Annotated in this window: 23 protein-coding genes; 21 read left to right on the forward strand and 2 right to left on the reverse strand. The window is 37.7% G+C overall.

The annotated features are described in order from the left end of the window. Nucleotides 1-7: 7 nt before the first annotated feature. The 6 genes from pgm (at nt 8) to MSC25_RS01655 (ending at nt 7,347) form a co-directional block, all read left to right on the forward strand. A complete protein-coding gene (gene pgm / locus MSC25_RS01630) occupies nt 8-1,645 on the forward strand; it encodes a phosphoglucomutase (alpha-D-glucose-1,6-bisphosphate-dependent) (RefSeq protein ID WP_004586669.1) in 1,638 nt (545 codons plus the stop codon). A gap of 79 nt (nt 1,646-1,724) precedes the next feature. Continuing rightward, nucleotides 1,725-2,777: a succinylglutamate desuccinylase gene (gene astE / locus MSC25_RS01635; RefSeq protein ID WP_054982559.1), complete on the forward strand. Its 1,053-nt coding sequence runs from the start codon at nt 1,725-1,727 to the stop codon at nt 2,775-2,777. Between the two features lie 265 nt (nt 2,778-3,042). Then, complete coding sequence (locus MSC25_RS01640) at nt 3,043-4,257, forward strand: thiamine pyrophosphate-dependent dehydrogenase E1 component subunit alpha (RefSeq protein ID WP_004586667.1); 1,215 nt, start codon at nt 3,043-3,045, stop codon at nt 4,255-4,257. Beyond that, nucleotides 4,257-5,234 carry an alpha-ketoacid dehydrogenase subunit beta gene (locus MSC25_RS01645; RefSeq protein ID WP_024033553.1) on the forward strand — a complete coding sequence of 326 codons (978 nt, stop codon included), beginning with the start codon at nt 4,257-4,259 and terminating at the stop codon, nt 5,232-5,234. The genes MSC25_RS01640 and MSC25_RS01645 overlap by 1 nt, the downstream gene beginning before the upstream one ends. Before the next feature lie 8 nt (nt 5,235-5,242). Further along, nucleotides 5,243-6,841 carry a dihydrolipoyllysine-residue acetyltransferase gene (locus MSC25_RS01650; protein WP_096739585.1) on the forward strand — a complete coding sequence of 533 codons (1,599 nt, stop codon included), beginning with the start codon at nt 5,243-5,245 and terminating at the stop codon, nt 6,839-6,841. A gap of 140 nt (nt 6,842-6,981) precedes the next feature. Further along, the gene (locus MSC25_RS01655; RefSeq protein ID WP_054982556.1) at nt 6,982-7,347 is read left to right on the forward strand and encodes a DUF805 domain-containing protein; all 366 of its coding nucleotides are present in this window, start codon (nt 6,982-6,984) and stop codon (nt 7,345-7,347) included. Nucleotides 7,348-7,414: 67 nt separating this feature from the next. On the opposite strand, the gene MSC25_RS01660 is transcribed toward MSC25_RS01655, so the two are convergent. Together MSC25_RS01660 and MSC25_RS01665 are read right to left on the reverse strand one after the other, a co-directional pair. Then, entirely contained in the window at nt 7,415-8,584 is a 1,170-nt protein-coding gene (locus MSC25_RS01660) for a putative manganese transporter (RefSeq protein ID WP_096739586.1), read from the reverse strand. 140 nt (nt 8,585-8,724) lie between these two features. Then, the gene (locus tag MSC25_RS01665) at nt 8,725-10,350 is read right to left on the reverse strand and encodes a M28 family metallopeptidase (RefSeq protein ID WP_096041668.1); all 1,626 of its coding nucleotides are present in this window, start codon (nt 10,348-10,350) and stop codon (nt 8,725-8,727) included. A 113-nt stretch (nt 10,351-10,463) separates the two neighbouring features. On the opposite strand from MSC25_RS01665, the gene MSC25_RS01670 reads away from it, so the two are divergent. From MSC25_RS01670 to MSC25_RS01740, 15 genes are all read left to right on the forward strand, one after another. Next, complete coding sequence (locus tag MSC25_RS01670; protein WP_248442259.1) at nt 10,464-11,276, forward strand: DUF3025 domain-containing protein; 813 nt, start codon at nt 10,464-10,466, stop codon at nt 11,274-11,276. Next, nucleotides 11,273-12,061, forward strand: a complete 789-nt coding sequence (locus MSC25_RS01675; protein ID WP_024033559.1) for an ATP-binding cassette domain-containing protein — start codon at nt 11,273-11,275, stop codon at nt 12,059-12,061. The genes MSC25_RS01670 and MSC25_RS01675 overlap by 4 nt, the downstream gene beginning before the upstream one ends. After that, the gene (locus MSC25_RS01680) at nt 12,054-13,262 is read left to right on the forward strand and encodes an ABC transporter permease (protein ID WP_138576476.1); all 1,209 of its coding nucleotides are present in this window, start codon (nt 12,054-12,056) and stop codon (nt 13,260-13,262) included. The genes MSC25_RS01675 and MSC25_RS01680 overlap by 8 nt, the downstream gene beginning before the upstream one ends. Before the next feature lie 139 nt (nt 13,263-13,401). Continuing rightward, on the forward strand, nt 13,402-15,411 hold the full coding sequence (locus tag MSC25_RS01685; RefSeq protein WP_248442260.1) for an IPT/TIG domain-containing protein: 2,010 nt from the start codon (nt 13,402-13,404) through the stop codon (nt 15,409-15,411). Between the two features lie 64 nt (nt 15,412-15,475). Then, complete coding sequence (locus MSC25_RS01690; RefSeq protein WP_096739590.1) at nt 15,476-15,898, forward strand: hypothetical protein; 423 nt, start codon at nt 15,476-15,478, stop codon at nt 15,896-15,898. Nucleotides 15,899-15,989: 91 nt separating this feature from the next. After that, a complete protein-coding gene (locus MSC25_RS01695) occupies nt 15,990-16,415 on the forward strand; it encodes a hypothetical protein (RefSeq protein ID WP_138576472.1) in 426 nt (141 codons plus the stop codon). 61 nt (nt 16,416-16,476) lie between these two features. Further along, entirely contained in the window at nt 16,477-17,100 is a 624-nt protein-coding gene (locus MSC25_RS01700) for a hypothetical protein (RefSeq protein WP_248442262.1), read from the forward strand. A 40-nt stretch (nt 17,101-17,140) separates the two neighbouring features. Next, a complete protein-coding gene (locus tag MSC25_RS01705; protein WP_096041675.1) occupies nt 17,141-17,833 on the forward strand; it encodes a hypothetical protein in 693 nt (230 codons plus the stop codon). 202 nt (nt 17,834-18,035) lie between these two features. After that, nucleotides 18,036-18,347, forward strand: coding sequence for a hypothetical protein (locus MSC25_RS01710; RefSeq protein ID WP_248442263.1), 312 nt, complete (start codon nt 18,036-18,038; stop codon nt 18,345-18,347). Nucleotides 18,348-18,414: 67 nt separating this feature from the next. Beyond that, the gene (locus tag MSC25_RS01715; protein WP_248442265.1) at nt 18,415-19,449 is read left to right on the forward strand and encodes a hypothetical protein; all 1,035 of its coding nucleotides are present in this window, start codon (nt 18,415-18,417) and stop codon (nt 19,447-19,449) included. A 126-nt stretch (nt 19,450-19,575) separates the two neighbouring features. Next, nucleotides 19,576-21,543, forward strand: coding sequence for a hypothetical protein (locus MSC25_RS01720; RefSeq protein WP_096739599.1), 1,968 nt, complete (start codon nt 19,576-19,578; stop codon nt 21,541-21,543). Nucleotides 21,544-21,555: 12 nt separating this feature from the next. Further along, complete coding sequence (locus tag MSC25_RS01725; RefSeq protein ID WP_096739600.1) at nt 21,556-22,050, forward strand: hypothetical protein; 495 nt, start codon at nt 21,556-21,558, stop codon at nt 22,048-22,050. 5 nt (nt 22,051-22,055) lie between these two features. Further along, on the forward strand, nt 22,056-22,646 hold the full coding sequence (locus MSC25_RS01730) for a hypothetical protein (RefSeq protein ID WP_096739601.1): 591 nt from the start codon (nt 22,056-22,058) through the stop codon (nt 22,644-22,646). Between the two features lie 25 nt (nt 22,647-22,671). Further along, entirely contained in the window at nt 22,672-23,112 is a 441-nt protein-coding gene (locus MSC25_RS01735) for a hypothetical protein (protein WP_096739602.1), read from the forward strand. A 41-nt stretch (nt 23,113-23,153) separates the two neighbouring features. Continuing rightward, nucleotides 23,154-24,677 carry a cell surface receptor IPT/TIG domain-containing protein gene (locus tag MSC25_RS01740; RefSeq protein ID WP_096739603.1) on the forward strand — a complete coding sequence of 508 codons (1,524 nt, stop codon included), beginning with the start codon at nt 23,154-23,156 and terminating at the stop codon, nt 24,675-24,677. Nucleotides 24,678-24,704: the final 27 nt, after the last annotated feature.

Raw genomic sequence — 24,704 nt, forward strand, 5'->3', positions numbered from 1 at the left:
AATAAACATGGCTATTCATTCAGGTGCTGGGAAAACTGCGCCACATTCAACTTTAGTTAACGTACCAAAACTGGTATCGGCTTATTACTTAAATGAGCCAGACTTAGAGCAAAACCCAGAGCATTGTGTTGCTTTTGGTACGTCGGGTCACCGTGGTTGCTCTTACGATGTTAAGTTTAACGAATCTCATATTTTAGCCATTACACAAGCTATTTGTGACTACAGAAAGCAAAACGACATTTTTGGTCCGCTTTTTTTAGGTAAAGATACGCATGCATTAAGTGAAGCTGCTTTTAACTCTGCCATAGAAGTATTAGTGGCTAATGAGGTGCAAGTAATCACCCAGCAAAATCACGATTACACGCCAACCCCTGTCATTAGCCATGCTATTGTTTGCCATAACAAATTAAATCCTAACGAATTAGCCGATGGTATTGTGGTAACGCCTTCACATAACCCGCCAGAAGACGGTGGCTTTAAATACAATCCACCTAACGGCGGCCCAGCAGACACCGACGTAACTAAATGGATTGAAGACAGAGCAAATCAATTACTATTAGAAGATTTAGTAGAAGTTGAGCTGTTTCCATTTGCTAAAGCATCGCGTTCAGGGTTTATTAAATACGAAGACCTAATGACGCCATACATTAACGACTTAGAAAATATCGTTAATTTAAAAGCCGTTAGCGATGCGGGTATTAAAGTAGGTATTGACCCGCTAGGTGGCTCTGGTATTAACTTTTGGCCATTAATAGCGCAAAAATATAATTTAGATTTAACCGTAGTAAACGACAGTGTTGATCCGCGTTTTGCATTTATGCCACTTGATAAAGATGGCAAAATCCGTATGGATTGCTCATCGCCTTACTCAATGGCTAATTTAATTAAATTAAAAGACGACTTTGATATTGCTATTGGCAACGACCCAGATTACGACCGCCACGGTATTGTTACCCCAGATGGGTTAATGAATCCTAATCACTTTTTAGCGGTAGCGATTGATTATTTATTAAAACACCGCGACTGGGACAGCAGTGTAGAAATTGGCAAAACGCTGGTTTCTAGCTCAATGATTGACCGCGTAGTAGCTCGTAATGAGCGTAAAGTTAAAGAAGTGCCGGTTGGCTTTAAATGGTTTGTCGATGGCTTAAACAAAGGCAAGCTTGCCTTTGGTGGCGAAGAAAGTGCTGGTGCTGCGTTTTTACGATTTGATGGCAGCGTATGGTGTACCGACAAAGACGGCTTTATTATGGGGTTACTTGCAGCTGAAATACTCGCAGTAACAGGTAAAACACCATCAGCGCTTTATAAAGAGCTAGAGCAAGAATTTGGCTCTCCACTATACAAGCGTTTAGATGCCCCTGCTAGCAGTGCGCAAAAGTCACGTTTAAAAGCACTTAGTGCAAGCGATGTTAAAGCTGATACATTAGCTGGTGAACCTATTTTACAAAAACTGACTCATGCCCCTGGCAATGATGCGGCCATTGGCGGCTTAAAAGTAGTGACTGAAAACGGCTGGTTTGCAGCACGCCCTTCTGGTACTGAAGATATTTATAAAATTTATCTTGAGTCTTTCAAAGGTGAAGAGCATTTAGCACTACTAGAAAAAGAAGCGAAGCAATTAGTTGATTCTGTGATCAGCTAACACGGCTTACACTATTTAAAAACGGCTGATTTATTCAGCCGTTTTTGTTTGTATCTCTCACACTATAAAAGGGCTTATCATGTTAGCCAAACCAGATTATTTAAATGAACTAATAAATAGCGGCGATTTTTTAACACTCAGTCGCGACAATGAATGGCATTTAGAGGCAAGTGAATTTGCTTTAGAAAATGGCACGCGCGTAACCGTTCACGATACAGGCGTTATTGAATTTCAACCACAGGGTACAACAACAAAAGATGTTGTGCTTTCAAGTGCTGTACACGGTAACGAAACCGCACCTATAGAAATATGTGACGAGCTTATAAAAACCATAATAAAAGGTGAGCTTGCATTAAATCAGCGTGTGCTCTTTATATTTGGTAATCCAAAATCAATAAATATTGGCCTGCGCTTTGTAGAAGAAAACCTAAACCGTTTGTTTAATGGCCACCACACTGTTGAGGGTGTGCCAATGAATGATGAGCGCAAACGCGCAGCAAAACTAGAAGAGTATGTAACTGACTTTTTTGCACGGGGCGAGCAAGGCAGTGCACGTTATCATTATGATTTACATACTGCTATACGTGGCTCAAAAAATGAAAAATTCGCTGTGTATCCTTATCTTCATGGTAAACCATGGAAAAAATCGCAGTTACAATTTTTACTTAGCTGCGGTGTAAATACCGTATTGATGATGAAATCACCGGCAACCACATTCAGTTACTATTCTTCGTTTGTTCATGGCGCTGATTCATTTACCGTTGAACTGGGTCAAGTTAAACCGTTTGGTGAAAACGACATGGCTCGCTTTGCAAAAACCAAGCAAACGCTAACTGCATTAATTAGCCAAAAAGAAGTGCAATACCCTCAATTTAATGCAAGTGACTTTGAGCTGTTTGCCGTACATCGCACAATTAATAGAACGCAACAGGACTTTAGCTTTCCGTTTTCTGATGATGCAGAAAATTTCACAGGGTTTGCTAAAGGTGAGTTGCTAGCAACAGACGGCGATACCCCTTATTATGCCGATGTGGAAGGGGAAGCTATTATTTTTCCAAATGCGCACGTTGCGCTTGGGCAAAGGGCATTGCTTACCGTTATTCCTATGCAAGTAGATAGTAATTTCGTCTAATAAAACTCATCAGACCACTCGCCTTAAATATTTAACTGTATGTTTTTATTAGTTTAATAAATGCGTACAGTTAACTTTCCATATTTTTAATCGTATTTTACTTTTGTTTCGTCTTACACTTGTTGAATAACATCTTACGTTAACGTAAGGTGGTGGCAGCTTTAATTAAATACAGCGCAGATGCTGCAAAGTTTATTCGCAAGCCTCACCCATAATAAAAACTTAAAAGGGGCGCTGTATCACAGACAACAAGAGAAGGTAGGTTATGAGTAATCCAAATAACGTATCGCTGAATATTAACCACGACCTCGAGTTTATAGACGGTCATGCGCTAACTATTCCAACCCTTAGTATTTTAACTGAGGACGGCGACATTCATCCTAGTGCTACCGCACCGACTATTTCTAAACACACAGCGATTAAACTATACGAAACAATGCGTTTTATTCGCCTACTCGATGAGCGGATGCAAGGGGCGCAGCGCCAAGGCCGCGTAAGCTTCTATATGCAATGTTTAGGTGAAGAAGCCGCTGTTACTGCCTCTGCTGCCGCACTTGATCAAGATGATATGATTATGGCGCAATACCGTGAGCAAGCCGCTTTGCATTACCGCGGATTTACGCTTGATCAATTTATGAATCAAATGTTTTCTAATGAGTTAGATTTAGGAAAAGGGCGCCAAATGCCGATTCATTATGGTTCAAAAGAATTAAATTATATGACCATATCATCGCCCCTCGGTACGCAAATTCCTCAAGCTACAGGGTATGCCTACGGGCAAAAAGTAAAACACATTGACGCAAAAACCGGAGAGCTTGCAAGCACCATAGATAATGTGACTATTTGTTACTTTGGTGAGGGAGCAGCATCTGAAGGTGACTTTCATGCGGGTTTAAATATGGCTGCGGTACACAAAGCCCCTGTTATATTTTTTGCACGTAATAACGGGTATGCAATATCAACACCTGCAGATGAGCAATTTAAAGGCGATGGTATAGCGTCGCGAGGCGTAGGGTATGGCATTAAAACTATACGAGTTGATGGTTCAGATGCATTAGCCGTGTTTGCAGCAACACAAAAGGCCCGCGAAATTGCAGCAACGCAGGGCGAGCCGGTATTAATTGAGTCAATAGCGTACAGATTAGGTGCTCACTCAACCTCAGATGATCCAAGTGGTTACCGCTCAAAAGATGAAGAGGCCACGCATAAAGTTTGCCCAATTGATAAATTTAAAAAATGGTTGATCAAACAAGAGTGGTTAAACGAAGAGGACGATGCTAAAGCGAAAGACACTATTCGTGAAGATATTTTAGCCGCCCTTAAACGTGCTGAAAAAGTGCAAAAACCAGCGCTTGAAGAGCTAATATCAGATGTTTACGATACGCCAATTCCTTCACTTGAGCGCCAATATAACGATTTAAAAGCACATATAAAGCAGCACCCAGATGCGTACCCAATCACAGCAGGGAGAATTAAGTAATGGCTAAAATGAACATGCTACACGCAATTAATTCTGCGCTCGATATCACCATGAATGAGCACCCTCAGGCGTGTATTTTTGGTGAAGATGTTGGCTATTTTGGTGGTGTTTTTAGGGCGACCTCAGGTTTGCAAGAAAAGTACGGTAAACACCGCGTATTTAACACTCCGCTTACAGAGCAAGGTATTTTAGGTTTTGCCAATGGCTTAGCCGCGTTTGGCGCGCCTGCACTTGCTGAAATACAATTTGCTGATTATATTTTTCCGGCATTTGACCAAATAGTTAATGAGTCTGCCAAGTTTAGATACCGCAGTGGTAATGAATTTAACGTAGGCAATTTAACGATACGAACACCGTATGGTGGCGGTATTGCGGGGGGCTTATATCACTCACAATCGCCAGAGGCATATTTTGCCCATACGCCAGGGCTAAAAATAGTGGTACCGCGTAACCCTTACCAAGCAAAAGGGTTACTAAGAGCAAGTATTAAAGACGATAACCCCGTTATTTTCTTCGAGCCTAAACGTTTATACCGCGCTTCTACCGGCGAAGTACCAGAGGATGATTACAGCATTGAGCTGGGTAAAGCAGAAGTAGTACAAGAAGGTACAGATATCACTGTACTTGCGTGGGGCGCGCAAATGGAAATTGTTGAAAACGCAGCAAAACAAGCCAATGAACAAGGCATTAGTTGTGAGGTGATTGACCTTAGAAGCATATTACCTTGGGATGTTGAGACAATTGCTAAGTCGGTCACTAAAACAGGACGTTTAGTGATAAGCCACGAAGCGCCTATTACCAATGGCTTTGGTGCCGAAATTGCGGCGACTATTCAGCAAGAGTGCTTTTTACACCTTGAGTCACCTATTATGCGAGTATGTGGGTTAGATACACCTTACCCATTAGCACTTGAAAAAGAATATGTGCCTGATGCGCTAAAAGTAATGGCCGCAATTAAACAATCAATGGATTTTTAGGGGATACCATGGCTAAAGATTTTATATTACCCGATATTGGTGAAGGCATTGTTGAGTGCGAAGTGGTTGAATGGCTAATACAAGAGGGTGACACAGTAAAAGAAGATCAACCCATTTGTGACGTGATGACCGATAAAGCCCTAGTGCAAATACCGGCTGTGCACGATGGCGTAATCACTAAATTGTATTATCAAAAAGGGGAGATAGCGCAGGTTCATGCACCCTTGTTTGCTATGAATGTAGCCGATGAGCAAAGCCAAAACGATGAAACACACACAGAGCAAGTGCAAAATACACAAAGCGACAACGCATCGTCAGAGCATTTAGAAGATTTTATTCTTCCAGATATTGGTGAGGGGATTGTTGAGTGTGAAATTGTTGATTGGCTAGTGGCCGAAGGCGATGAAATACAAGAAGATCAGGCTGTGTGTGATGTAATGACTGACAAAGCGCTGGTACAAATTCCGGCTAAATACACAGGTACAGTGCAAAAACTTTACTATCAAAAAGGTGAAATTGCTCAGGTACATAGCCCGTTATTTCAAATGAGCATAGCCGGCAGTACAGCGAAACCAAATGTAGATGTAAACGACGCCGTTGTAAAAGCACAAAGTAAAGCGGCAGATAAATCTATAGCAACGCAGCAAACAACAGCAAATAAAGTTGTTAATAAAAAAGCGGTTGCCTCTCCAGCTGTAAGGCGCAAAGCGCGAGAGCTTGATGTTGATTTAACGTGCGTACCGGGCAGCGGTAAAAATGGCCGCATTTATAAACAAGACATAGAAGAATTTATTAAAGGTGAGGTACCTAACACAATAGATACATCACCACTTAGCAGTGCTACTACTAAAAACAGCGTTACTCAAAATAAAGAGCCACAATCGCCACAAACACAAAACGGTGGTATGCGAGCAGAGCCAATTAAAGGCATTAAAGCGGCTATGGCAAAGCAAATGATGGCCTCGGTCTCTACAATCCCTCACTTTACCTTTAGTGACGAGATAGACTTAACGCAATTAATTGCCCTGCGAGCGAGTTTAAAAGAGCAGTATAAAGCGCAAGGTGTAAAGCTCACTATGATGCCATTTTTTATCAAAGCGTTATCACTTGCGATGAAAGAGTACCCAGTGCTTAATTCTAAAGTAAATGATGATTGCACTGAGCTTACCTACTTTGACGATCATAATATTGGGGTAGCAGTGGATTCAAAAGTGGGTTTGCTAGTGCCTAATATTAAATCGTGCCAATCTAAGAGTATTGTTGAAGTTGCAAACAGTTTAACAAGCCTAACTGATGCAGCACGCGAGGGACGAGTAGCGCCAGATGACTTAAAAGGGGGCACCATTAGCATTTCAAATATTGGGGCAATTGGCGGCACTATTGCGACCCCGATTATTAATAAGCCAGAAGTTGCTATTGTAGCATTAGGGAAGTTACAACACTTACCGCGCTTTGATGAAAGCGGGCAAGTTGTGAGTAAAGCTATTATGCAAGTGAGTTGGTCTGGCGATCACCGTGTTATTGATGGCGGTACAATTGCGCGCTTTAATAACTTGTGGAAATCATATTTAGAAAACCCATCGGCAATGATGATGGCTATGAGTTAATAATTAAACTTATAAAAAAACCAGCAATTTGCTGGTTTTTTGTTTTAAAGCGCGGTGTTTTTAATTAAGATACAAATGTTACTAAAAGGTAATAAAACAAACCCGCTAGGGAATATAAAAACTAACACTAAGGAATTGTAATGGAACATTATATGAACGCGCTGCGTAGCTACGCAGATTTTTCAGGACGTAATCGCCGTAAAGCATTTTGGATGTTTTACTTAATAAATTTATTAATCAGCATAGTACTAGGTGTTGTTGATGAGCTAATGGGCGTAGCTGTAATTGGTACTATCTATAGCTTGGCACTGTTAATTCCTCAATTAAGCGCAGGTGCACGCCGTTTACACGATACAGGCCGCTCTGGCTGGTGGCAGCTACTTTGGTTAGTGCCAATCATTGGCTGGATTGTTATAATTGTATTCCTTGCGCAAGACTCACATGAAGGTGAGAACGATTATGGCCCAAATCCAAAAGAGTTAGCGGCTGAACCTGTTTCTGTATAAATAATACGCTAATATTAAAAAGCTCAGCAATTGCTGAGCTTTTTTGTACTTATGATTTTTTAAACTGTTAACTTAAAAAGTAAAGCCCGTAACCAACAACTAAAGCAGGTATAGAGGTATACAAGGTAGCAATTACAGCCGCTTTTGGCGCCATTGCAATAGCAGGAAACAACGCATCGCCATCATTTGAAATCGCATTAGCAGCTAATGCACTAAAAGGAATAATGCCCTGTATATAAAGCGTGGTTACAATTATTTGTGGCCCACAGCCAGGTAAAAAACCAATGACGACTGCAATTAACGGTGCTAAATAGGCGTAGTGCATAAACCAGGTTTTTAAATCAAGGCCTACCACACTGACTAATATTTCAAACAGCATGAACGAAGCCACCACCCAAGCAGTTACAAAATGGGTATCTTGTAATACTTTTATAAGCTTTGAAGGCGGATTACATTCATCGTCTTCAGAGGTTACTTCTTTATAGCTTTCGCCTTTAGAAGAGTAGGCCCAAATAACAACCGTAAACAGTGCCATTGCTGCACCAAATAAGCTAATACCGGTGCTGGTATATTGACCAAATTGATTAAAGTCCACATTAAATGCAATTAAAAACGCAATGATTAAACTTGGAATAATGGCAAACATCCACACAGGTTTGCTAATTTTTATTATTTTAGTGGGCAAAACTTTTACTTGGTGTTTTTGCTCTTGTGCGCTGGGACGTAAAAAATCAGGTTTGTGAATTGCATTAACTATTAATCCACACAGTGTGCCTACCACTAAACCTATAGCCATTATTGTTAAACCTTCAGTAGGGCGCGTAGCAAGCAGTAAAAAAGCAGCATCTCCCATCGTGGCGGTAAGTACAGCAACAATAGCCCCAAAGCTTGCTTGGCCTTTAGTGTATTGAGTAACCACAATAATTGCACCACCACAGCCGGGTAAAGCGCCAAGAACGGATGCAAACAGCACTTCAAGCGATTTAGATTTAGCGCTTAAGTAGCTCATTTCTAATTGAGGGATATGTTCTATTGCGTAGTAGTAAATAAGTAACGTAGCCGCTACAAATACACTAACCTGAAAAAACGCATCACTGAGAGCAGTAATGGTTATTTCGCGAAGACTAGGAACAGCTAAACATACCAATAAAAAAAGTGGTAGGAGTAAGCGTTTATTTTGGCTAACAAACCGTTTGGAAGCTGGCGTAATAAATCCTATTTGAGAGAGTAAAATCATAAGTGTGCCCCAGTTTTATTTTAACTAGGACACACTGTATACATTTTGCAAATGATAATCAATATCATTTGCATCTATTTAAATCGATAGCTCAGTTTGAGTTTTTCGATGGTAAATAACCTACGCTCAGGCGAATTACATTATTTGCGTTGAAACTCTGAGTTTTCGTACCATGCTGGCCATTGTGCTTGCTCAGAAATATCAAAGCCTACTTTATAAAACAACTGTAAGTCTTGCACCGCACCCGATAAATCCCACTCATCGCGGTATCTATCACAGGGTTGATGGTAGCAACCACGTAGCACTAAGCTCATACGTTTACGATAATTTGCTGTATCCTCATCAGCAGCAACAGTACCGCCGCCTGCATACATAGCCGGAATCCCCATGTTTGCAAATGCAAAATGATCAGAGCGGTAATAACCACCTGAAGATGGTTTAGGGTCGCCCGCTATTGTTCTACCTTGCTCTTTTGCTGCTTTGGCTAGTAGGTCGTCCATTTGCGACTTTCCTAAACCTACTACGTTCATGTCTTTTACTTTACCTAATAAGTTTAGGCTATCCATGTTTATATTGGCGACTGTTTTATCGGCAGCAATAACTGGGTTAGCAGCGTAGTATTTAGATCCAAGTAAGCCTTGCTCTTCAGCCGTAACAGCTAAAAATGTCATTGAGCGAGTAGGGTGCTTTGGCAGCTTAGTAAATGCCTCTGCAACCTCAATTAGCCCCGCAGTGCCTGTGGCGTTATCGTGTGCCCCATTATAAATTTGGTCGCCCTTACGGGTTGTATCTGTACCTAAGTGATCCCAATGCGCTGAATAAATAACATGTTCATCCGCTTTTTCGCTACCCGGCAACGTGGCAATAAAGTTATACGACACCGATTTTTTAATTGTATTTTTAACATTAACCGATGCAGTTAAATCGCCCATGTCAACGTTATACGCACCTTTAGCTGCATTGGCTTTTGCAGTCTCAAAATCAAGACCCGCTTTAGCAAATAACTCTTTAGCTACATCAGTGGTCACCCAGCCTTCAACCGCAACGCGGTCCATATTGTTGTTCTCTTTTTGAAAACCAAACTGCTCACCGCTCCATGAGTTTTCAACAACTGACCACGGGTATGACGCAGGGGCGGTTTCGTGAATGATAATAGCACCGGCTGCACCTTGACGACTCGCTTCTTCATATTTATAAGTCCAACGGCCGTAGTAGGTCATTGCATCGCCGGTAAATAACGCAGGATCTTTTGTAGCAAAACCCGGATCGTTAACAAGCATTACAACAGTTTTGCCTTTTACGTCTAGGCCTTCGTAATCGTTCCAGTTATATTCAGGGGCATTTACACCGTAACCTACGAAGACAAGCTCTGAATTTTCAATCCCTTCTTGTGCGCTAATGCGGCTACTGCCCATAACCATATCTTTTTTGTATTGATAATCTTTACCACCAATACTTAATACCATATTTGAATCAGCTTCTAATGAAACAAGCGGCACTTCTTGTAAAAAGCTATCACCATTACCAGGTTCAAACCCTAATGCTTTAAATTGAGTGGTCAGATAATCAAGCGTTAACTTTTCACCTTCAGATGAAGGCGCTCTACCGCCAAATTCATCAGAGGCAAGCACTTTAATGTGCGCTGCAAGTTCATCTGCTTTAATACTGTTGTAACCATTTGTTACATCGGTAGGTGTAATACTTGTTGTTGCACAGCCAGCTAATACAGCGCCAGCAATCAATGTGAGAGAGAAATATCGTTTCATAGTAGCTCTATTCTTGTTCTAAGATGTGATTAGTATATTAACTTCTATTAATTAGAACCAGTTTTTGCGGTAAACTGCCCGCAAATTAACAGCATAAATTGTTAAAGGTATAAATGAAGCGCTTTACTCCGCCCGAGCAATGGCAAGTTAGTAGTTTGAAAAGCGGTGCGTTTGAGCACTTACGAACACTGTTTAATATTGATAAACAAACTGATTGGCCAACCCCCGATTGGTTCACTGTGTATTTGGATGCCATTAATGCTAATAACCTGCCAATAACGTTTGAAGACGATGCAAACGTTGATTTTGGTGAGCGCTATTACGAGCAAGTCATTTTTGAAACTGGCGTAGTGCCAACACGCAGTAAAAATTGGCACGACTTATTTGGTGGCTTTATTTGGTGTTTGTTTCCAAAAACCAAGGCGCTTATTAATCAGCGTCACGTACAAGAAATAGCGCAGCATGGCTTAAAGCAACGTACTAAACATCGTAATGCACTCACATTATTTGACGAGTGCGGCGTGGTGCTTGCCATTAGTGATACTAAGTGGCAAACACTTTTAACAGAGCACCAATGGAAAACGGCATTTATAACTCACCGAGAAGAGTGGGGCAAAACAATACAACCTTTTATGTTTGGCCACGCTAATTATGAAATGCTCACAAAACCCTATATTGGTTTAACGGGTAAAGCGTTATTTGTAAGTGTACCGGATGAAATATTTTGTAAAGATTTAGTTACTCAATATCAGTACCTAGACCAAGTACTTTATGAGAAGATAAAAATAGAGCATTGCTTAGCCGATAACAAACAGCTTTCTCCATTGCCATTATTAGGTGTACCAGGATGGCATGACGCAAATGAGAATGAATCGTTCTATGATAATACCGATTACTTTAGAGCTAAACGAAGGATACGAAAATGATAGAAGTCGCAGGGCTTAAAAAAAAGTTTAAGTTAACCAAGGATCATAAAAAAAATAAAGTTGATGATATAGACCCGCGTGAAGATAAAGATTTTTTTCATTCAGTAAGAGATGTCAGCTTTCAATGTGCAAAAGGTGAAGTGTTAGGGTTACTTGGCCCTAATGGCGCGGGTAAAACTACTACATTGCGTATGCTCTCAACTGCACTTAAGCCCGATGAAGGCACAATAACTATTGCCGGCAACGACATAATTAAAAAGCCGTTAGTAGGGCGCAAGTCTATTGGTTTTTTATCCGGTTCAACTGGTTTGTATGGTCGCCTGACCGTTAAAGAAAATATTGAATACTTTGCAAAGCTTCATGGAATGAACAAAGAGCAAATAGCGGCTCGTTGTGAAGAACTTTTTACTTTGCTCGACATGCATAAATTTATTGATAAACGTGCAGAAAACCTATCTACCGGCATGAAGCAAAAAGCCAATATTGCCCGTGCTGTGGTACATCACCCAGAAGTGGTGGTACTCGATGAGCCAACCACAGGCCTTGATATCATGACCACACAAACGGTTATAAACTTTATTAAAGGCTTAAAGGCGCAAGGCACGCCTGTTATTTTTTCAACGCACCATTTAGATGAAGTAGCCCTTTTATGTGACCGTGTTGCGGTAATTAATGAAGGCGTAAGCTGCTTTGATGGCACGCTTGCTGAATTCAAACAGGCAGGTAATAGTGAAGAGCTAAACCAAGCGTTTATGAACATATTAACGGAGAAACACGATGTTTGAAGTTTTTAAAAAGGAATTAACAGAACTCTTACGCGATAAAAAAACCTTGTTGTTTGTAGTCGCTCTACCCGTTGCGGTATTTCCCTTATTATTTGCCGTTATGGCGTTTATTAGCTCTCAAGCGGCACTCGATGCTGAACAAAAGGTACATACCTACGCCATTATTAATGGCGACTACGCGCCAGAGTTTACCGAAAAAGTGTTTTATCATAAAAGCTTTGAACTTTATAAAGGTGCTAAAACCTTTAATAGCATTGAAGAGCTAAAAGAAGGGGTAATCGCAGGTGATATAGACATGGGTATATATTTACCCACTAACGCTAAACAAGCCTTAAATGATGCCCAGCAAAGTAAGTGGGAAGTGGTATTTAATGATGCTAAATCTATCAACTTTTTATTTCAGCGTGTAAAAGAGCTCGCCAAAGAATATAGCGATGCATTACAAACAGAAAAATTAATCAGTTTTGGTATTGAAAAAGAAGCCCATTTAGCACTTTTAACCCCTATTGAAGTAGTTAAGGTTGATACCGCCGATAAACGTGAAAACTTAGGTGAAAAACTAGGTGGCTTTTTGCCCTACCTACTGATTCCTATAGTTCTTATGGGCGCTACGTACCCAGCAATAGATTTAGGTGCAGGTGAAAAAGAGCGCGGTACATTAGAAACCTTATTGCTTACACCTATTACGCGTACCGAGCTGGTACTAGGCAAATTTATAACCTTACTGACAACCTCAATTGCATCAACAACTATAACTGTACTCAGTATGGGCGGGTGGATAGCCGTAGCCCTTGCATTTGCAGACCTAGAAGTAATTAAAACAGCATTTAGCACATTAGCGGTAAGTGATTTATTAATGATTTTTGTATTGTTATTACCTATTGCCGCGATATTCTCAGCATTGGCGTTAGCAATATCTATTTATGCTCGTACATTTAAAGAAGCACAAAACTACATGGCACCATTAAGTATGGGGGTGTTTTTTCCCATCATTGTATCCATTATGCCTAATGTAGAGCTAACAGCTAAAACTGCTTTTATTCCTGTTACTAATGTAGCTCTCGCAATTAAAGAAATTGTTAAAGGCACGGTAGATTACACCCTTGTAGGCTTAATATTTTTAGCAACAGCTATTATAGCCGGCGCGTTACTTACCTTTTGTGTTAAGTGGTTTAACCGCGAAGACGTTCTTTTCAGATAAAATTGTTAATTATAAAAAGCACCACTGTATTGGTGCTTTTTTGTTTCTTAAGCTACTTCTTTCAAAGCAGTTTGTATTAAGTCGTTAAATAGTTTAAGGTTATGGGCTGAATTATGGAACACAAAACAAGGATGGATTCTTGAAAATACCCCTCATTTACTTTTCACTATTGAGCGTAAGCAGTGCTTTTAGTTTGCTAAGTTATACAATTCCCGCTCAAGCAAAAACAATTCAATCGCCACCACCTGTAGGCACGTGGCAAAATAATGATGAAGACGCTGACGGTGTGCCTGATGAGCAGGACGATTATCCGTTTGATGTAAACTTAGTTAAAGCAAAGTACTATCAAGAAACGGAATTAAACGACAATTTAGCCAAAGCAGAAAACTTGACTTCAGAGATCCCATACTTTGTTTCAGGTGTAGTGCAGCATACAGCTGATTTAGATTTATTTAAATTTACAACAAATAAAGCAGAACGTGTATCTGTTGTACTAAACACGACAAACACAATTTTCAGACCAAACATTTTTATACTCAATTCAGATGGTTCGTCGGTAGAAAAAATAAAATCAAACTTTACTGCTATTGGAAATATTGGTGCCGCTGCTAATTTTACGCTTCCTGCTGCAGATACTTATTACTTAGCTATTACTGATGTTGATGCGCGAGGGAATACTGATTTTACATATAAAGCAAAACTCTTTTTTGATGTAGATATAGATTACATAGATGATGGTCTAGAGTCAGCTTTTGGATTAATTGTTAACGATATAGATTCAGATAGAGATAGAATTTTTGACGGTACAGAATTTTATGTTTATTTAGATGGTAATACATATTCACACGATGTTGACTTGGATGGTATTCCTAATTGGTTGGATGACGATAGTGATGCAGACGGTATACCAGATAAAATTGAAGGCATTTCAGATCAAGATCAAGATGGTTTGGGTAACTTTGTAGACGTTGACTCAGATGGCAATGGCAATCTCGATAAAAATGAACTTAAGGATATTCTTACTTCTTTTCCAGCCGATACTGATGGTGACAGAGTACCAAATTACGCCGATGTTGATGACGATAACGACGGGTTACTTGATGGAAATGACGCTGAACCATTAAAAATAGTTGATTCAACTTTCCCTGGCGAAGCTGATTATAAAGATATAAGTACTGTAGATTATATTTTTAAGGGCGATTCGTATAATGGGCTTTTTGTAGAGAATGGGACGCACAAAATAAAGGGTAGAGGACTTGAAACCGAGGGCATACTCGTATTCAAACGAACTAATAATTTACCACCTATCAATAAAAAAGTATCATCATTGCTAGATGTTCCCTTTGTGCTGCCTGAGCATACCCAATCTATGTATTTTTTTGCTAAGGGTAAACGTTCCAATTCAATTAATGTGATTAAATCAAACCGTAACCTTCCATTAATATTAAAACCAGAACTTGATTACTATTCGGTGGGTGACACCTTAAGTCTATCGGGACAACATTTTTCTGATGATACGCTTGTTTTTATTGATAATATAAAAACTAAACCTTCAATTATAAATACCGAAAAGTTGACCTTTGTTGTTCCTGACGGCGTCAGATCTCAAGCTAAATTAACAGCCAAAACAACTTATGGTACAAGTAATACAGTCACAGTTAAAATTGGTGATGAAGTACTTTTAGATTACAGCCAATTGAACATACCCAATAAGGTATTAGCACCATTATTAGTTACTTCTTTAAAATCACCGATAAATCAAGAAGAGCAGCTTGGTGATGATTTAAACGTTAATTATATTTTTGGCGGTGATAGTGATGTTGTTATGGCGCTTTATATTGACGAGAACAAAGAGCCCTATGAATTTATTAATACTATGGTTTTTCAATCAGATAAAAATATTTTGATTACGCCAATTCATATAGCAGCATCTTCTGTATGGTATAGCGGTGCTTTAGGTAACAATATAGAACAAATTAATTGGAAAGAAGAGTTTAACGCGCTTAGTTCTAACGAAGACGTTAAAGTATTTGCCAACTTTATTGAAGCAAATTTAAGTAACCCTCGTTATATTGATGATAATTCAGCCAAGTACCGCTCACTTTTAAATAAAGCAATAGCGAGTTCAAAAGACTCAATATCAAACTGATAAGCAGCATCAATAAGTTATTTATTTTCAAACAGTAAAAACCAAAACTTAGTTAAGGATAATTATGAAACTCTATAAATTATTACCATTGTTTTTATTTTTTTCTTACTCCGCGAGTGCGGTACCCGATAAAGATTTTTTTGTTCAAAAGTGCTACGACAATGCTATAAAAATTGTGAACAAGGATTTTGATTCATATATAAAGGACTTTCACCCCAATGCTGAAGCTAAAGAAAAAGCTAAAAAGTACTTAAATAAAATGTTTTTAAAAAAAGCAGATAAGTATAATGAGTCTATTAAAACAGCAGGTTATGAACCTGAAGAATTCATAATTATAAATGAAAATGAAAATAACTTTTTGTTTGATATAGAAAAAAAAGTTCAAGTGGGAATTGGCTTTTTAAATATAAAAACTGGCCGTTCTTATTTTCTTTGTGAGTTTGGTTTGGATAAAGATACAAAAAAATGGTATAAAACGAGCATTTAATAAAAGTAGTCATTAAGCACCTTATTTACTGAAAGCTTAATAAATAAGGTGCTTTTTAATTGGTACAAGTTTTAATTTTAAAAGGAGCAGTATGCGCAATATAGTGATTACCGTCAGTTTAGTTTTATTAACGGGTTGCACCAATGGCGAAATTAAAATGACCTCGTTTAAAAAGTTTAAACCAGCTGATGATAAAGGTCACCCTTTCCATAGTGTGTTTTTTAATATCGAAGGAAATAATAAACAAGAATACTGTGAAATAAGTTTCCCCGGTAAAATCCTTGAAAACAAAGCGGAGATCGATGGCCCAGGTATTAACAACTTAATGATTGGGTGTTCGTTTGATGGCTATAAAAATGTAGGCATGCCAATAACATCAGAGTACTTTAATACAACACTTAAATTTATTGGTGGAAATAAAGCCACGCTTAATTTTCATGGTGAATTAGTGGCGGATCATGGTGTAAGTTATGAAGCAAGAACTGTTGGCCCTGTAGAGTTTGAATATTCATTGTAAATTGGTTAGCTAAATAGTTTTTACTGCATCGCAATACGCTAGAAGAAGGAACCTTTAAAACGTGAAAGATTCACTCTCGCACTATATATATAACAATGTAAAAAACATGCCTGTTTTTGCACATAATGATAATTATAAACTAAAAAATACGGGGCGCTGGCCACAAAAAACAACAAAACAGTGGTTGATGTTTTTTGTAATAAATACACTTGTTGCCGTTATTTTTGGATTAATCGGCATAGACCTTACCCCCAATAAATATCCTACCTATTCAGATCCACAACTAATCCAATCAATAGTTTTAAATTTATTACTCATAAATACAATCCGCTTTGTTATATGGGTTAACCACAGTATTAAATATGCCAAAGATTTAACCGTAGATAAACATACAGGCTGTGTAGAACCCATTGAATTAACTAAGCCGGTTAAAGTAACGGTAAAAGCATTTCCGACTAAAAGTACTGAGTTTAAAATTATTACCGGAGCGGTAATTGAATACCAGAACAATAAAAAACAGGCTTTTAATCGCTTATCGATATTACAGCTTCCTGAGTTTGTAGATTGGTTAAAAGAGAAGCATGGTGTAAGTATTGATTTCAAAACTTCATTAATTACAAAATTCCCACTGTATTTTTTATTGTTAATCATTTTTTGCTTGATGATTTTGTTATTTTTTATCTAACCCTATCACAAGGGATTTCTGATTTTATAAAAGAGGCTTTATGGACTTTTTGTGTAATAAATTTAGGCGATTAACTAACTCATATAACGCGGATGAACGCCTTGAGAAAGATAGTAAGGCCGATTTAACAACGTACCCTTTATTAAATAACTTTACTAAAAAACAACTCTACCTACACAGTGTAGTAGCTTACATTGTTGGGTTTTTATTAACCTGTTTTTTTATAAGTGAAGGTAGGGTGTACGATACTAATAATAGGCCTGAATATGTTGTACTTTATTTTACCGGCTTTTACTTTGCTGTTTTAATCGCGTTTCTGTTTTTTAAACGTGGCAACAAACAATCAATTACTCTGTATCAAGACTATTTTGAATTTAAAGGCACTGGTAGTGTAAATAAAAAGTTTTACTATCGGGATATTGAAGAGGTAACCGTGGGTAAATTTGATTACACCATAGTAAAGCGTATTCGTGGAACGGTTAGTCGCCATGAAAATATTAAACTCCCATTTTTTACTCATGCTACATTTTTATTTACTAATAAAGACACGCTGACAATTAATCGAATAAACCTTTTTATGCTGCCTGAAATAATAGAAGTAATGGTCAAAAGAACAGCTGTTGAAGTATCTTATTTATTTCCACCAGTCATTAAGGCTATAGCAATTATGTTTGCAGCACTTTTTGTAACTGTACTTACAAGTATTGTTATTGTTCAAACATACTTAATTTGATAGCTGTTAATTGATATTTTAACTTTGTTAAATTGGCGTAGCGGTTAAAAATAATGAAACACAAGGAATAAATGTGAAAAATAAAACATTAATAACGGCCATAGTAGGGTGCTTATTTAGTGCATCAACTGTTGCAATGGAGCGTTTTCATTGAGTTGAAGATGGTTCAGATGAAAATTTAAAATCAGTATGTAAAGATTATATGGTAAACAGTTATTTAAAAAATGATCCCGCACTGTTTTTTTATTTATTACCTGAATCAGTAAAAAATATGGAAGATAAAATTGAGAAAAGCTGGTTTGATGACCATACCAAAAAGTTTGGTGACGAGCCAATCACTGAGTATGAATTTTTAGAGATCAGTAATAATATAGAAAAAGGAGCTTACAAAGGAAAAGCCACAAAAACTATTAGGCTTGAATTTAAAGCTGGGAAAATGGATAAAACTAAAAGAAGCCTCTGTTATTTTAAGCAATCAGAAAATGGCCGTTGGTATTTAGGTCAAAAACCTTAAACTCAATAAGGAAGGCTTAGCCTTCCTTTTTCATCATTAAAAATTCATTTGTCGTGTTGGTGTATCAATGAGTTATAAATTACAAAAACAAAGTAATGAGCAGCTAATATTTACAGATAATGGCGGAGTCTCAGGGGTTATATTTCACTTTTTGTTAATGTGCTTAGGCGCATGGCTAATTTATATTAGTGTTATAGGTATATATGAAACAGGCGAGCTAGTTTGGTCCAGTATAATAATTTTATTGGGTTTGGTGCTGTGCACGCCGGTATTAAAAGTCAATAAAGTAATACTAAGCGCTAAAAATAAAGATATTGTCAGTACACGCTCTTGGCTTGGCTTTGTTACTAAAAAAAAGCATATTATTAATTCACAGTTATCCCTTGTTGAAGTAAGTGGCTTTACAACCGGTGAGTTTGAAAAATTCTTTGATCCAGAAAAGCCGGTACTAGAGCATTTTTCAATGAAGTTTTTTAGTTATCCAGAGCTCACAATGAACGTTGCGACACTTTCAGATATTTTAAAATCAGTTGCTTTTTTAGAGGCGCATTTTGATATTGATTTGGCGTTGGTTGCTGGTAATCGTAGGCATAAATTAAGTATTGATGGATTAAAAACTAAAAGCACAGAGTCAGCTGATATTCCTAATGACCGTTACTTTAAACAAAGTAACGGTGGTGAGTTAATAATAACTGCCAGACCCGTTACATCACCGCAATTTTGCTCGCTCTTAATGCTATTTTGGTTGTTTACATTATTTACTATTTGGTTTTTATTTAACCATGCAGACCTTGTAGGAGCTCAATATTTACCAGCCGCTCTACAGTCAGTTTTATCGGTAGTACTCATTGTGTTAGGGGGTTATTTAAGTATGTTAGTTATGGGCCGTAAGCGGTTTAGCGTAAGCAATGGCGATTTAATAGTTAAAGCTACTGGGGTCAAAAACAAAGTTATAAAGCTAGACGATGTTTGGGGCGCTGCCAAAGTCGCGCGAAGGACTTACCTGCTAACTAAATCTGGCACGATTTGTTTAGGTTATAACTTACCAAGAAAATACAGTATCGCCATACATGATTGGTTTGCAAAATCTATCAATAAGTAGGTGCCTATAGATATGTAAGTTTGAATGGTTGTATTAAATTAGGTACGATGACATCATAAACTAAAAAAGAATAAATTTTAGGCAAATAATTGTTACTTTAGCGGACTAATCAACAAGGATGGATTCTTGAAAATACCTCTATTTTATATCTCATTACTAAGCGTAAGCTGTAATTTTATAACACCATTACACGCAAAAACTATTCAGCCAACTACCGATATAGGCACTTGGCAAAATAAAGATGAAGACGGCGATGGTGTACCTGATGAGCAGGATGATTATCCGTTTGATGCGGATAAAACCACAATTACTATCGTCCAAGAAGAAGAGTTTAATAACAATAATGATGTGGCGACTGTCGCACCTGAAGAGTTACCATTTAAACTTTCTGGCCGAATTCAGCAAGCGAACGACTTAGATTACTACAAAATCCAGTTAGAAAAGGATGTTGCAGTGACCGTACTTTTATCGTCTTCAAGTAATGAATTTGACCCTGGTATGGCAGTAATGGACAGCTCTGTAGTAGCCATTCAATCATGGGCACCAAATTTTACTGCTGTTGGTAAGTATAAGCGGGCTATTCAAGTAAAGCCGAGCGAGTCTGGCACTTATTATATTGTTATTAATGATAAAGAGTTTAGAGGTAAGCAATCTTACGATTACCAATTACATGTATTTGTAGATGAGGATGTAGATGCAATTGATGACTCTTTAGAGCCTGCTTTTGGCTTTAAAGGTTATACGCAGGATACGGATGGCGATGGCATTTATGATGGTACTGAGTTTTACGTGTTTAATTTAGGTTCAGCGTATGCCCTTGATGTTGATAATGACGGTACACCAAACTGGCTTGATGAAGACTCGGATAATGACGGCATTAAAGATGTACTAGAAGGTGCATTTGATTTAGACGAAGATGGCTTGGGTAATTTTGTAGACTTAGATTCCGATGCAAACACAATTATAGATGGTAAAGATTCGGGAAATCCTCAAAGACCTTTAAATCATGATAAAGACGAATTAGCTAACTTTATTGATTTAGATGACGATAACGATTTAATTTTAGATGTAAACGATCCTGAGCCTTTAAACTCAGCATCAAATGGCGCGTATGGGACCGATAATTATTTAGAGATTAGTAACATTTACTATTTATTGAATGGCAGCCAAGAAGTTGAAAGTATTATTTTAGCAAATAAAAAACACCGAATTTACGGTGAAAACTTATCAAATGGATTTTTAAACTTCAACATAAAGGGCAGTCTTTCTCCCGTTAACCTTCCTGTTAATGCCAATGGCAAGGATTATATTGACTTTGTTATGCCGCGCAATGCTACAAGTATTAGTTATAGTGCAGCAAATATACGTACAGCACCTATTGAACTTTCGTTTAATCAACAATTCTCGCCCTTGATAGTGAACCAAGGGGTTATAGAATCTTCAGCGAATCAGGAAGTTACTTTATCTGGAATAAACTTTTCAGACGATACTTTAGTGTATTTAAACGAGGTAGAGCTTACCCCTTTAGCAACTTCTCCTACTAGCTTAAGTTTCACAGTTCCTACAAATGCTGAATCAGGCAAATTATATTTAAAAAACAGTTATGGAAAAAGTAACGCATCTAAAATTGCTGTATTTAGTGAAACAACACTAACAATAGATGACTCCTTGTCGTTTGCTAATTCTAAAGTGGTTGCAAGTACATTTATATCTGGCATAGAAAAAACGGTCGATTTTAACAACAGCGTTGCCGTCGTGCCTGTTTCTAGCAATAACGCCACAACGATTACCTTATACTTTGGTGATGAGCAAAAGTATTACTTAAATGTACTTTATTTAGGGCAAGCAGATTTACAAATTACACCACGATTTCTTGCTGCATCTACTGCATGGGGTTTAAGTGGCGTGAACCGAACACAGCAACCCGCAAAATTAAGAGCTTTATTCACACAAGTACTTAAGCTAAATGAAGTAATTGAATTTGCAGATTATATTAAAGAAAATAATAACCAATTGCCTAAATATAAAAGCAAAAAATTTATGACTTTAAAATGGGCGGCTGCGGATGCAATTACAGCTCATCTTAAAAAATAAAAGGACATTTTAATGAAAAATAAATTAATCACACTATTAATTGCGGGGCCTTTAATTAGCTCGTCTTTTTTATCAATGGCTAGCGAAGTGCCAACTAAAGAGTATTTTAATAAACGCTGTATGGATGCATGGCAAAGTATTAAAGCCGGAGACCGTGAAGCTTTATTTACAGAGTTACCACCAAAATTACAAAATTGGAATGAAGGTAAAACAGCGTGGAATCAGGTTGATAAAGCAATAAAAAACTACAAAGAGGATTGGGAGCAACTAAACTTAAATAATTTGAAAATAACAATGTTAGATTCAGGAGGCGTAGATAAAAATGGTGATATGTTACCATCAGGCTTACAGGGCTCAGTAGATAAACGAATGGCCCGCTTTTACCCAGAAGCTACTCGTGAATATACTTTAATGTACACTTTTATAAATAAAGAACGTAATGAGAGAAAATCATGCTCATTTTTAGAGTTTGATAACGAATGGTATATGTATCATAGACTTATTTGATTACTATGAATTTAATATCTGAAAAGCTTAAGAATACATTTCAAGTCTGTTTTGCGCACAAGCGCTGGGTGCCTTATACGCGAATAAAATCGTTTTTAGGTATGTTACTAGGCGCTTTTGTCGCCTCCTTTTTTGTTGATGGCCAACCAAGTTACTCAAACGCTGACCAAACATTGAATACTATGTTTGTGGTTACCCCGTTTTTGTTTTTTGGGTTGGTGCTATTGCAATCCTCGTTACAAAAAACATTTTACAACGCCGATGTATTTATCACGCGCAAAGGTTTAACCATGCCAGATTTTAAAGGCGAGCGTGAAGTATTTATCGCCTTTAAAGATATAGAGGCGATGTATATCAATTATTTTCCGTTAACGCCGCTTCTCTGGTTTGGTCCTTACATAAGTACGCATTTAGCGATTAAAACAGTCAATGGAGAGCGTTACGGAGTACATACGTTTAATTTAAGTGACTATAGAGCAATTGTTAATTATTTAGCGAAAGTGCATAACGTAAAAACTAAATACCGTTTTTCATGGTGGACATTAACCTACTTATCTCTTTTCCCAATCGGGTTTTTATTGGGCTTTATTGTTTAATTTACTTAAAAAACTAAGGAAAGACATGAGATTAAAATATCTATCAATCCCACTACTTGCAAGTGTGTTAACTGGGTGTGGCACACAAGATGTTGTTATAACAAAAGCGATTAGCTTTGAGCCATCAAGATTTATGCGTGAGAATGCTAAAACACAGCCTTTTTTGGTTGTTGAAATAGAAGGTGATGGAAAAGCGGGTACCTGTAAGATTGATTTTCCTATAGGTATGCTAAAAAGTAAAAGAGCGATTAAAGGCACCGGCTCTGAACTGCGAATGCGTTGTATCTATGATGATGTTAAAGGTTATGGAACGGGTTATACGCATGAGTATAAACACGCCGAGCTACACCATTTAGGTGACAACAAAGCCACGTTATCGTTAAATGTAGTGCTGTATACGCGAAAAGAAGATTTATCGATTGAAGTGAAAACACTCAAGCCACTTGAGTTTGAATACACGCTTTAAATAATAAATACCTTAATGGATAACCAAACAAGGATGGATTCTTGAAAATACCACTATTTTATCTCTCTTTATTAAGCACCAGCTGCGCTTTTAGCTCGCTAACCTATACAACAAATTTACACGCAAAAACCATCCAGCCAACAACTCATGTAGGCACCTGGCAAAATAAAGACGAAGACGGCGATGGCGTTCCTGATAAACAGGATGACTATCCGTTTGATAATTCGCGCTCTAAATTTTTTGAAGTTCAAGACAGCGAACCTAATAATAATCCCAGTGTTGCTAAACCTTTAGCTGCTGGGATCCCTTTTAGGGTAAAAGGTGCTATTTCAAACAAAGTAGACAATGGCGATCTATATCGTTTTAGAGGCAAAGAAGGTGATTTTGTTTCCGCATTAGTTACCTATGAGTCTGAAAGTTTTGCTCCTAAAGCTTACTTTTCGGATGAAAATGGTTTAGCTATTAACTCTTCTTTAATACATTTTAGTAAAGAAAATAAAACCTTTTTTGTGACAGTTATCATCCCTAAAGATGGTTTATTTCATTTGGGGGTAATTGATAGTCGTTCAGGCGGAAATCCAAGTTTCGAATATCAAGTAGATGTTTTTTATGACGAAGATATTGATGGTATCCCAGATAATAAAGAGAGGGCATTAGGGATACTTCCTAATAGTCAAGATACCGATAAAGATGGGATCCCCGGTTTTTATGAATACTATGTAGATGCATCTATTGGAATAGACTTCGATAGTGACGGCATTCTAAATATGCTCGACGAAGACAGTGATGGCGATGAAATTAGTGATAAGCTCGAAGGGTACACTGATCCAGACGAAGACGGCCTGTACAATTTTATTGACCTAGATAGCGATAGTGATTCAACTCCCGACAGTCAAGAAAAGGTAAACGATAAAGGCTTACCATTAGATTCGGATTACGATGATATAGCTGATTTTTTAGACTTAGATAATGATGGTGACTACATATTAGATATTCATGACTCTGATCCTTATGCAAAAGTTGAAAGTGTTTCAATGGATTCAACCCCATTTATCCAAATTAGTAGTGTGAGTTCTTTAATTAATGGGGTAACGACTAAGGAAGTATTGAGAGGGAATGATATCGTTGTTGTAAACGGTATGAATATGGAAAGTGCAAAAACACCAATTTTAGTTATTTATTCACAAGACAATATTTATAATTTTATACCTACCTATAGCAAGGCTAAGTATAGATTCAAGCTTAATATTCCTGAAGGAAAACATAGAGCATTTTTATATGTTGATGATTTAAAAACAAATGACATATACATTTCATCTTATAGCAATGATGTACCACTTATTTTAGGACCGTCTTTCGTTATGCTTAAACGAGGTACTAATTTCACATTAAACGTAACGGGGGCAACACAAGGCACTAAGGTTATATTTGGTGGCAAAACTATTGTTCCAAATAATATATCGGCAACATCAATAACTTTTAACGTACCAAATAAAGCGGTAAAGGGAACTCTTCATCTCTTAAATTACTCGGGTAAAAGTAATTCAATATTCTATAACTTTTAGAAAGATTTGCGTAAATACCTAATATGA

Source organism: Pseudoalteromonas sp. 1CM17D (assembly GCF_023161805.1).
Classification (GTDB): domain Bacteria; phylum Pseudomonadota; class Gammaproteobacteria; order Enterobacterales; family Alteromonadaceae; genus Pseudoalteromonas; species Pseudoalteromonas atlantica.

Coding starts and splice junctions, on each gene's coding strand:
- pgm (WP_004586669.1), top strand. CDS start 8: ATGGCTATTCATTCAGGTGCTGGGAAAACTGCGCCACATTCAACTTTA.
- astE (WP_054982559.1), top strand. CDS start 1,725: ATGTTAGCCAAACCAGATTATTTAAATGAACTAATAAATAGCGGCGAT.
- MSC25_RS01640 (WP_004586667.1), top strand. CDS start 3,043: ATGAGTAATCCAAATAACGTATCGCTGAATATTAACCACGACCTCGAG.
- MSC25_RS01645 (WP_024033553.1), top strand. CDS start 4,257: ATGGCTAAAATGAACATGCTACACGCAATTAATTCTGCGCTCGATATC.
- MSC25_RS01650 (WP_096739585.1), top strand. CDS start 5,243: ATGGCTAAAGATTTTATATTACCCGATATTGGTGAAGGCATTGTTGAG.
- MSC25_RS01655 (WP_054982556.1), top strand. CDS start 6,982: ATGGAACATTATATGAACGCGCTGCGTAGCTACGCAGATTTTTCAGGA.
- MSC25_RS01660 (WP_096739586.1), bottom strand. CDS start 8,584: ATGATTTTACTCTCTCAAATAGGATTTATTACGCCAGCTTCCAAACGG.
- MSC25_RS01665 (WP_096041668.1), bottom strand. CDS start 10,350: ATGAAACGATATTTCTCTCTCACATTGATTGCTGGCGCTGTATTAGCT.
- MSC25_RS01670 (WP_248442259.1), top strand. CDS start 10,464: ATGAAGCGCTTTACTCCGCCCGAGCAATGGCAAGTTAGTAGTTTGAAA.
- MSC25_RS01675 (WP_024033559.1), top strand. CDS start 11,273: ATGATAGAAGTCGCAGGGCTTAAAAAAAAGTTTAAGTTAACCAAGGAT.
- MSC25_RS01680 (WP_138576476.1), top strand. CDS start 12,054: ATGTTTGAAGTTTTTAAAAAGGAATTAACAGAACTCTTACGCGATAAA.
- MSC25_RS01690 (WP_096739590.1), top strand. CDS start 15,476: ATGAAACTCTATAAATTATTACCATTGTTTTTATTTTTTTCTTACTCC.
- MSC25_RS01695 (WP_138576472.1), top strand. CDS start 15,990: ATGCGCAATATAGTGATTACCGTCAGTTTAGTTTTATTAACGGGTTGC.
- MSC25_RS01705 (WP_096041675.1), top strand. CDS start 17,141: ATGGACTTTTTGTGTAATAAATTTAGGCGATTAACTAACTCATATAAC.
- MSC25_RS01710 (WP_248442263.1), top strand. CDS start 18,036: ATGGTAAACAGTTATTTAAAAAATGATCCCGCACTGTTTTTTTATTTA.
- MSC25_RS01715 (WP_248442265.1), top strand. CDS start 18,415: ATGAGTTATAAATTACAAAAACAAAGTAATGAGCAGCTAATATTTACA.
- MSC25_RS01725 (WP_096739600.1), top strand. CDS start 21,556: ATGAAAAATAAATTAATCACACTATTAATTGCGGGGCCTTTAATTAGC.
- MSC25_RS01730 (WP_096739601.1), top strand. CDS start 22,056: ATGAATTTAATATCTGAAAAGCTTAAGAATACATTTCAAGTCTGTTTT.
- MSC25_RS01735 (WP_096739602.1), top strand. CDS start 22,672: ATGAGATTAAAATATCTATCAATCCCACTACTTGCAAGTGTGTTAACT.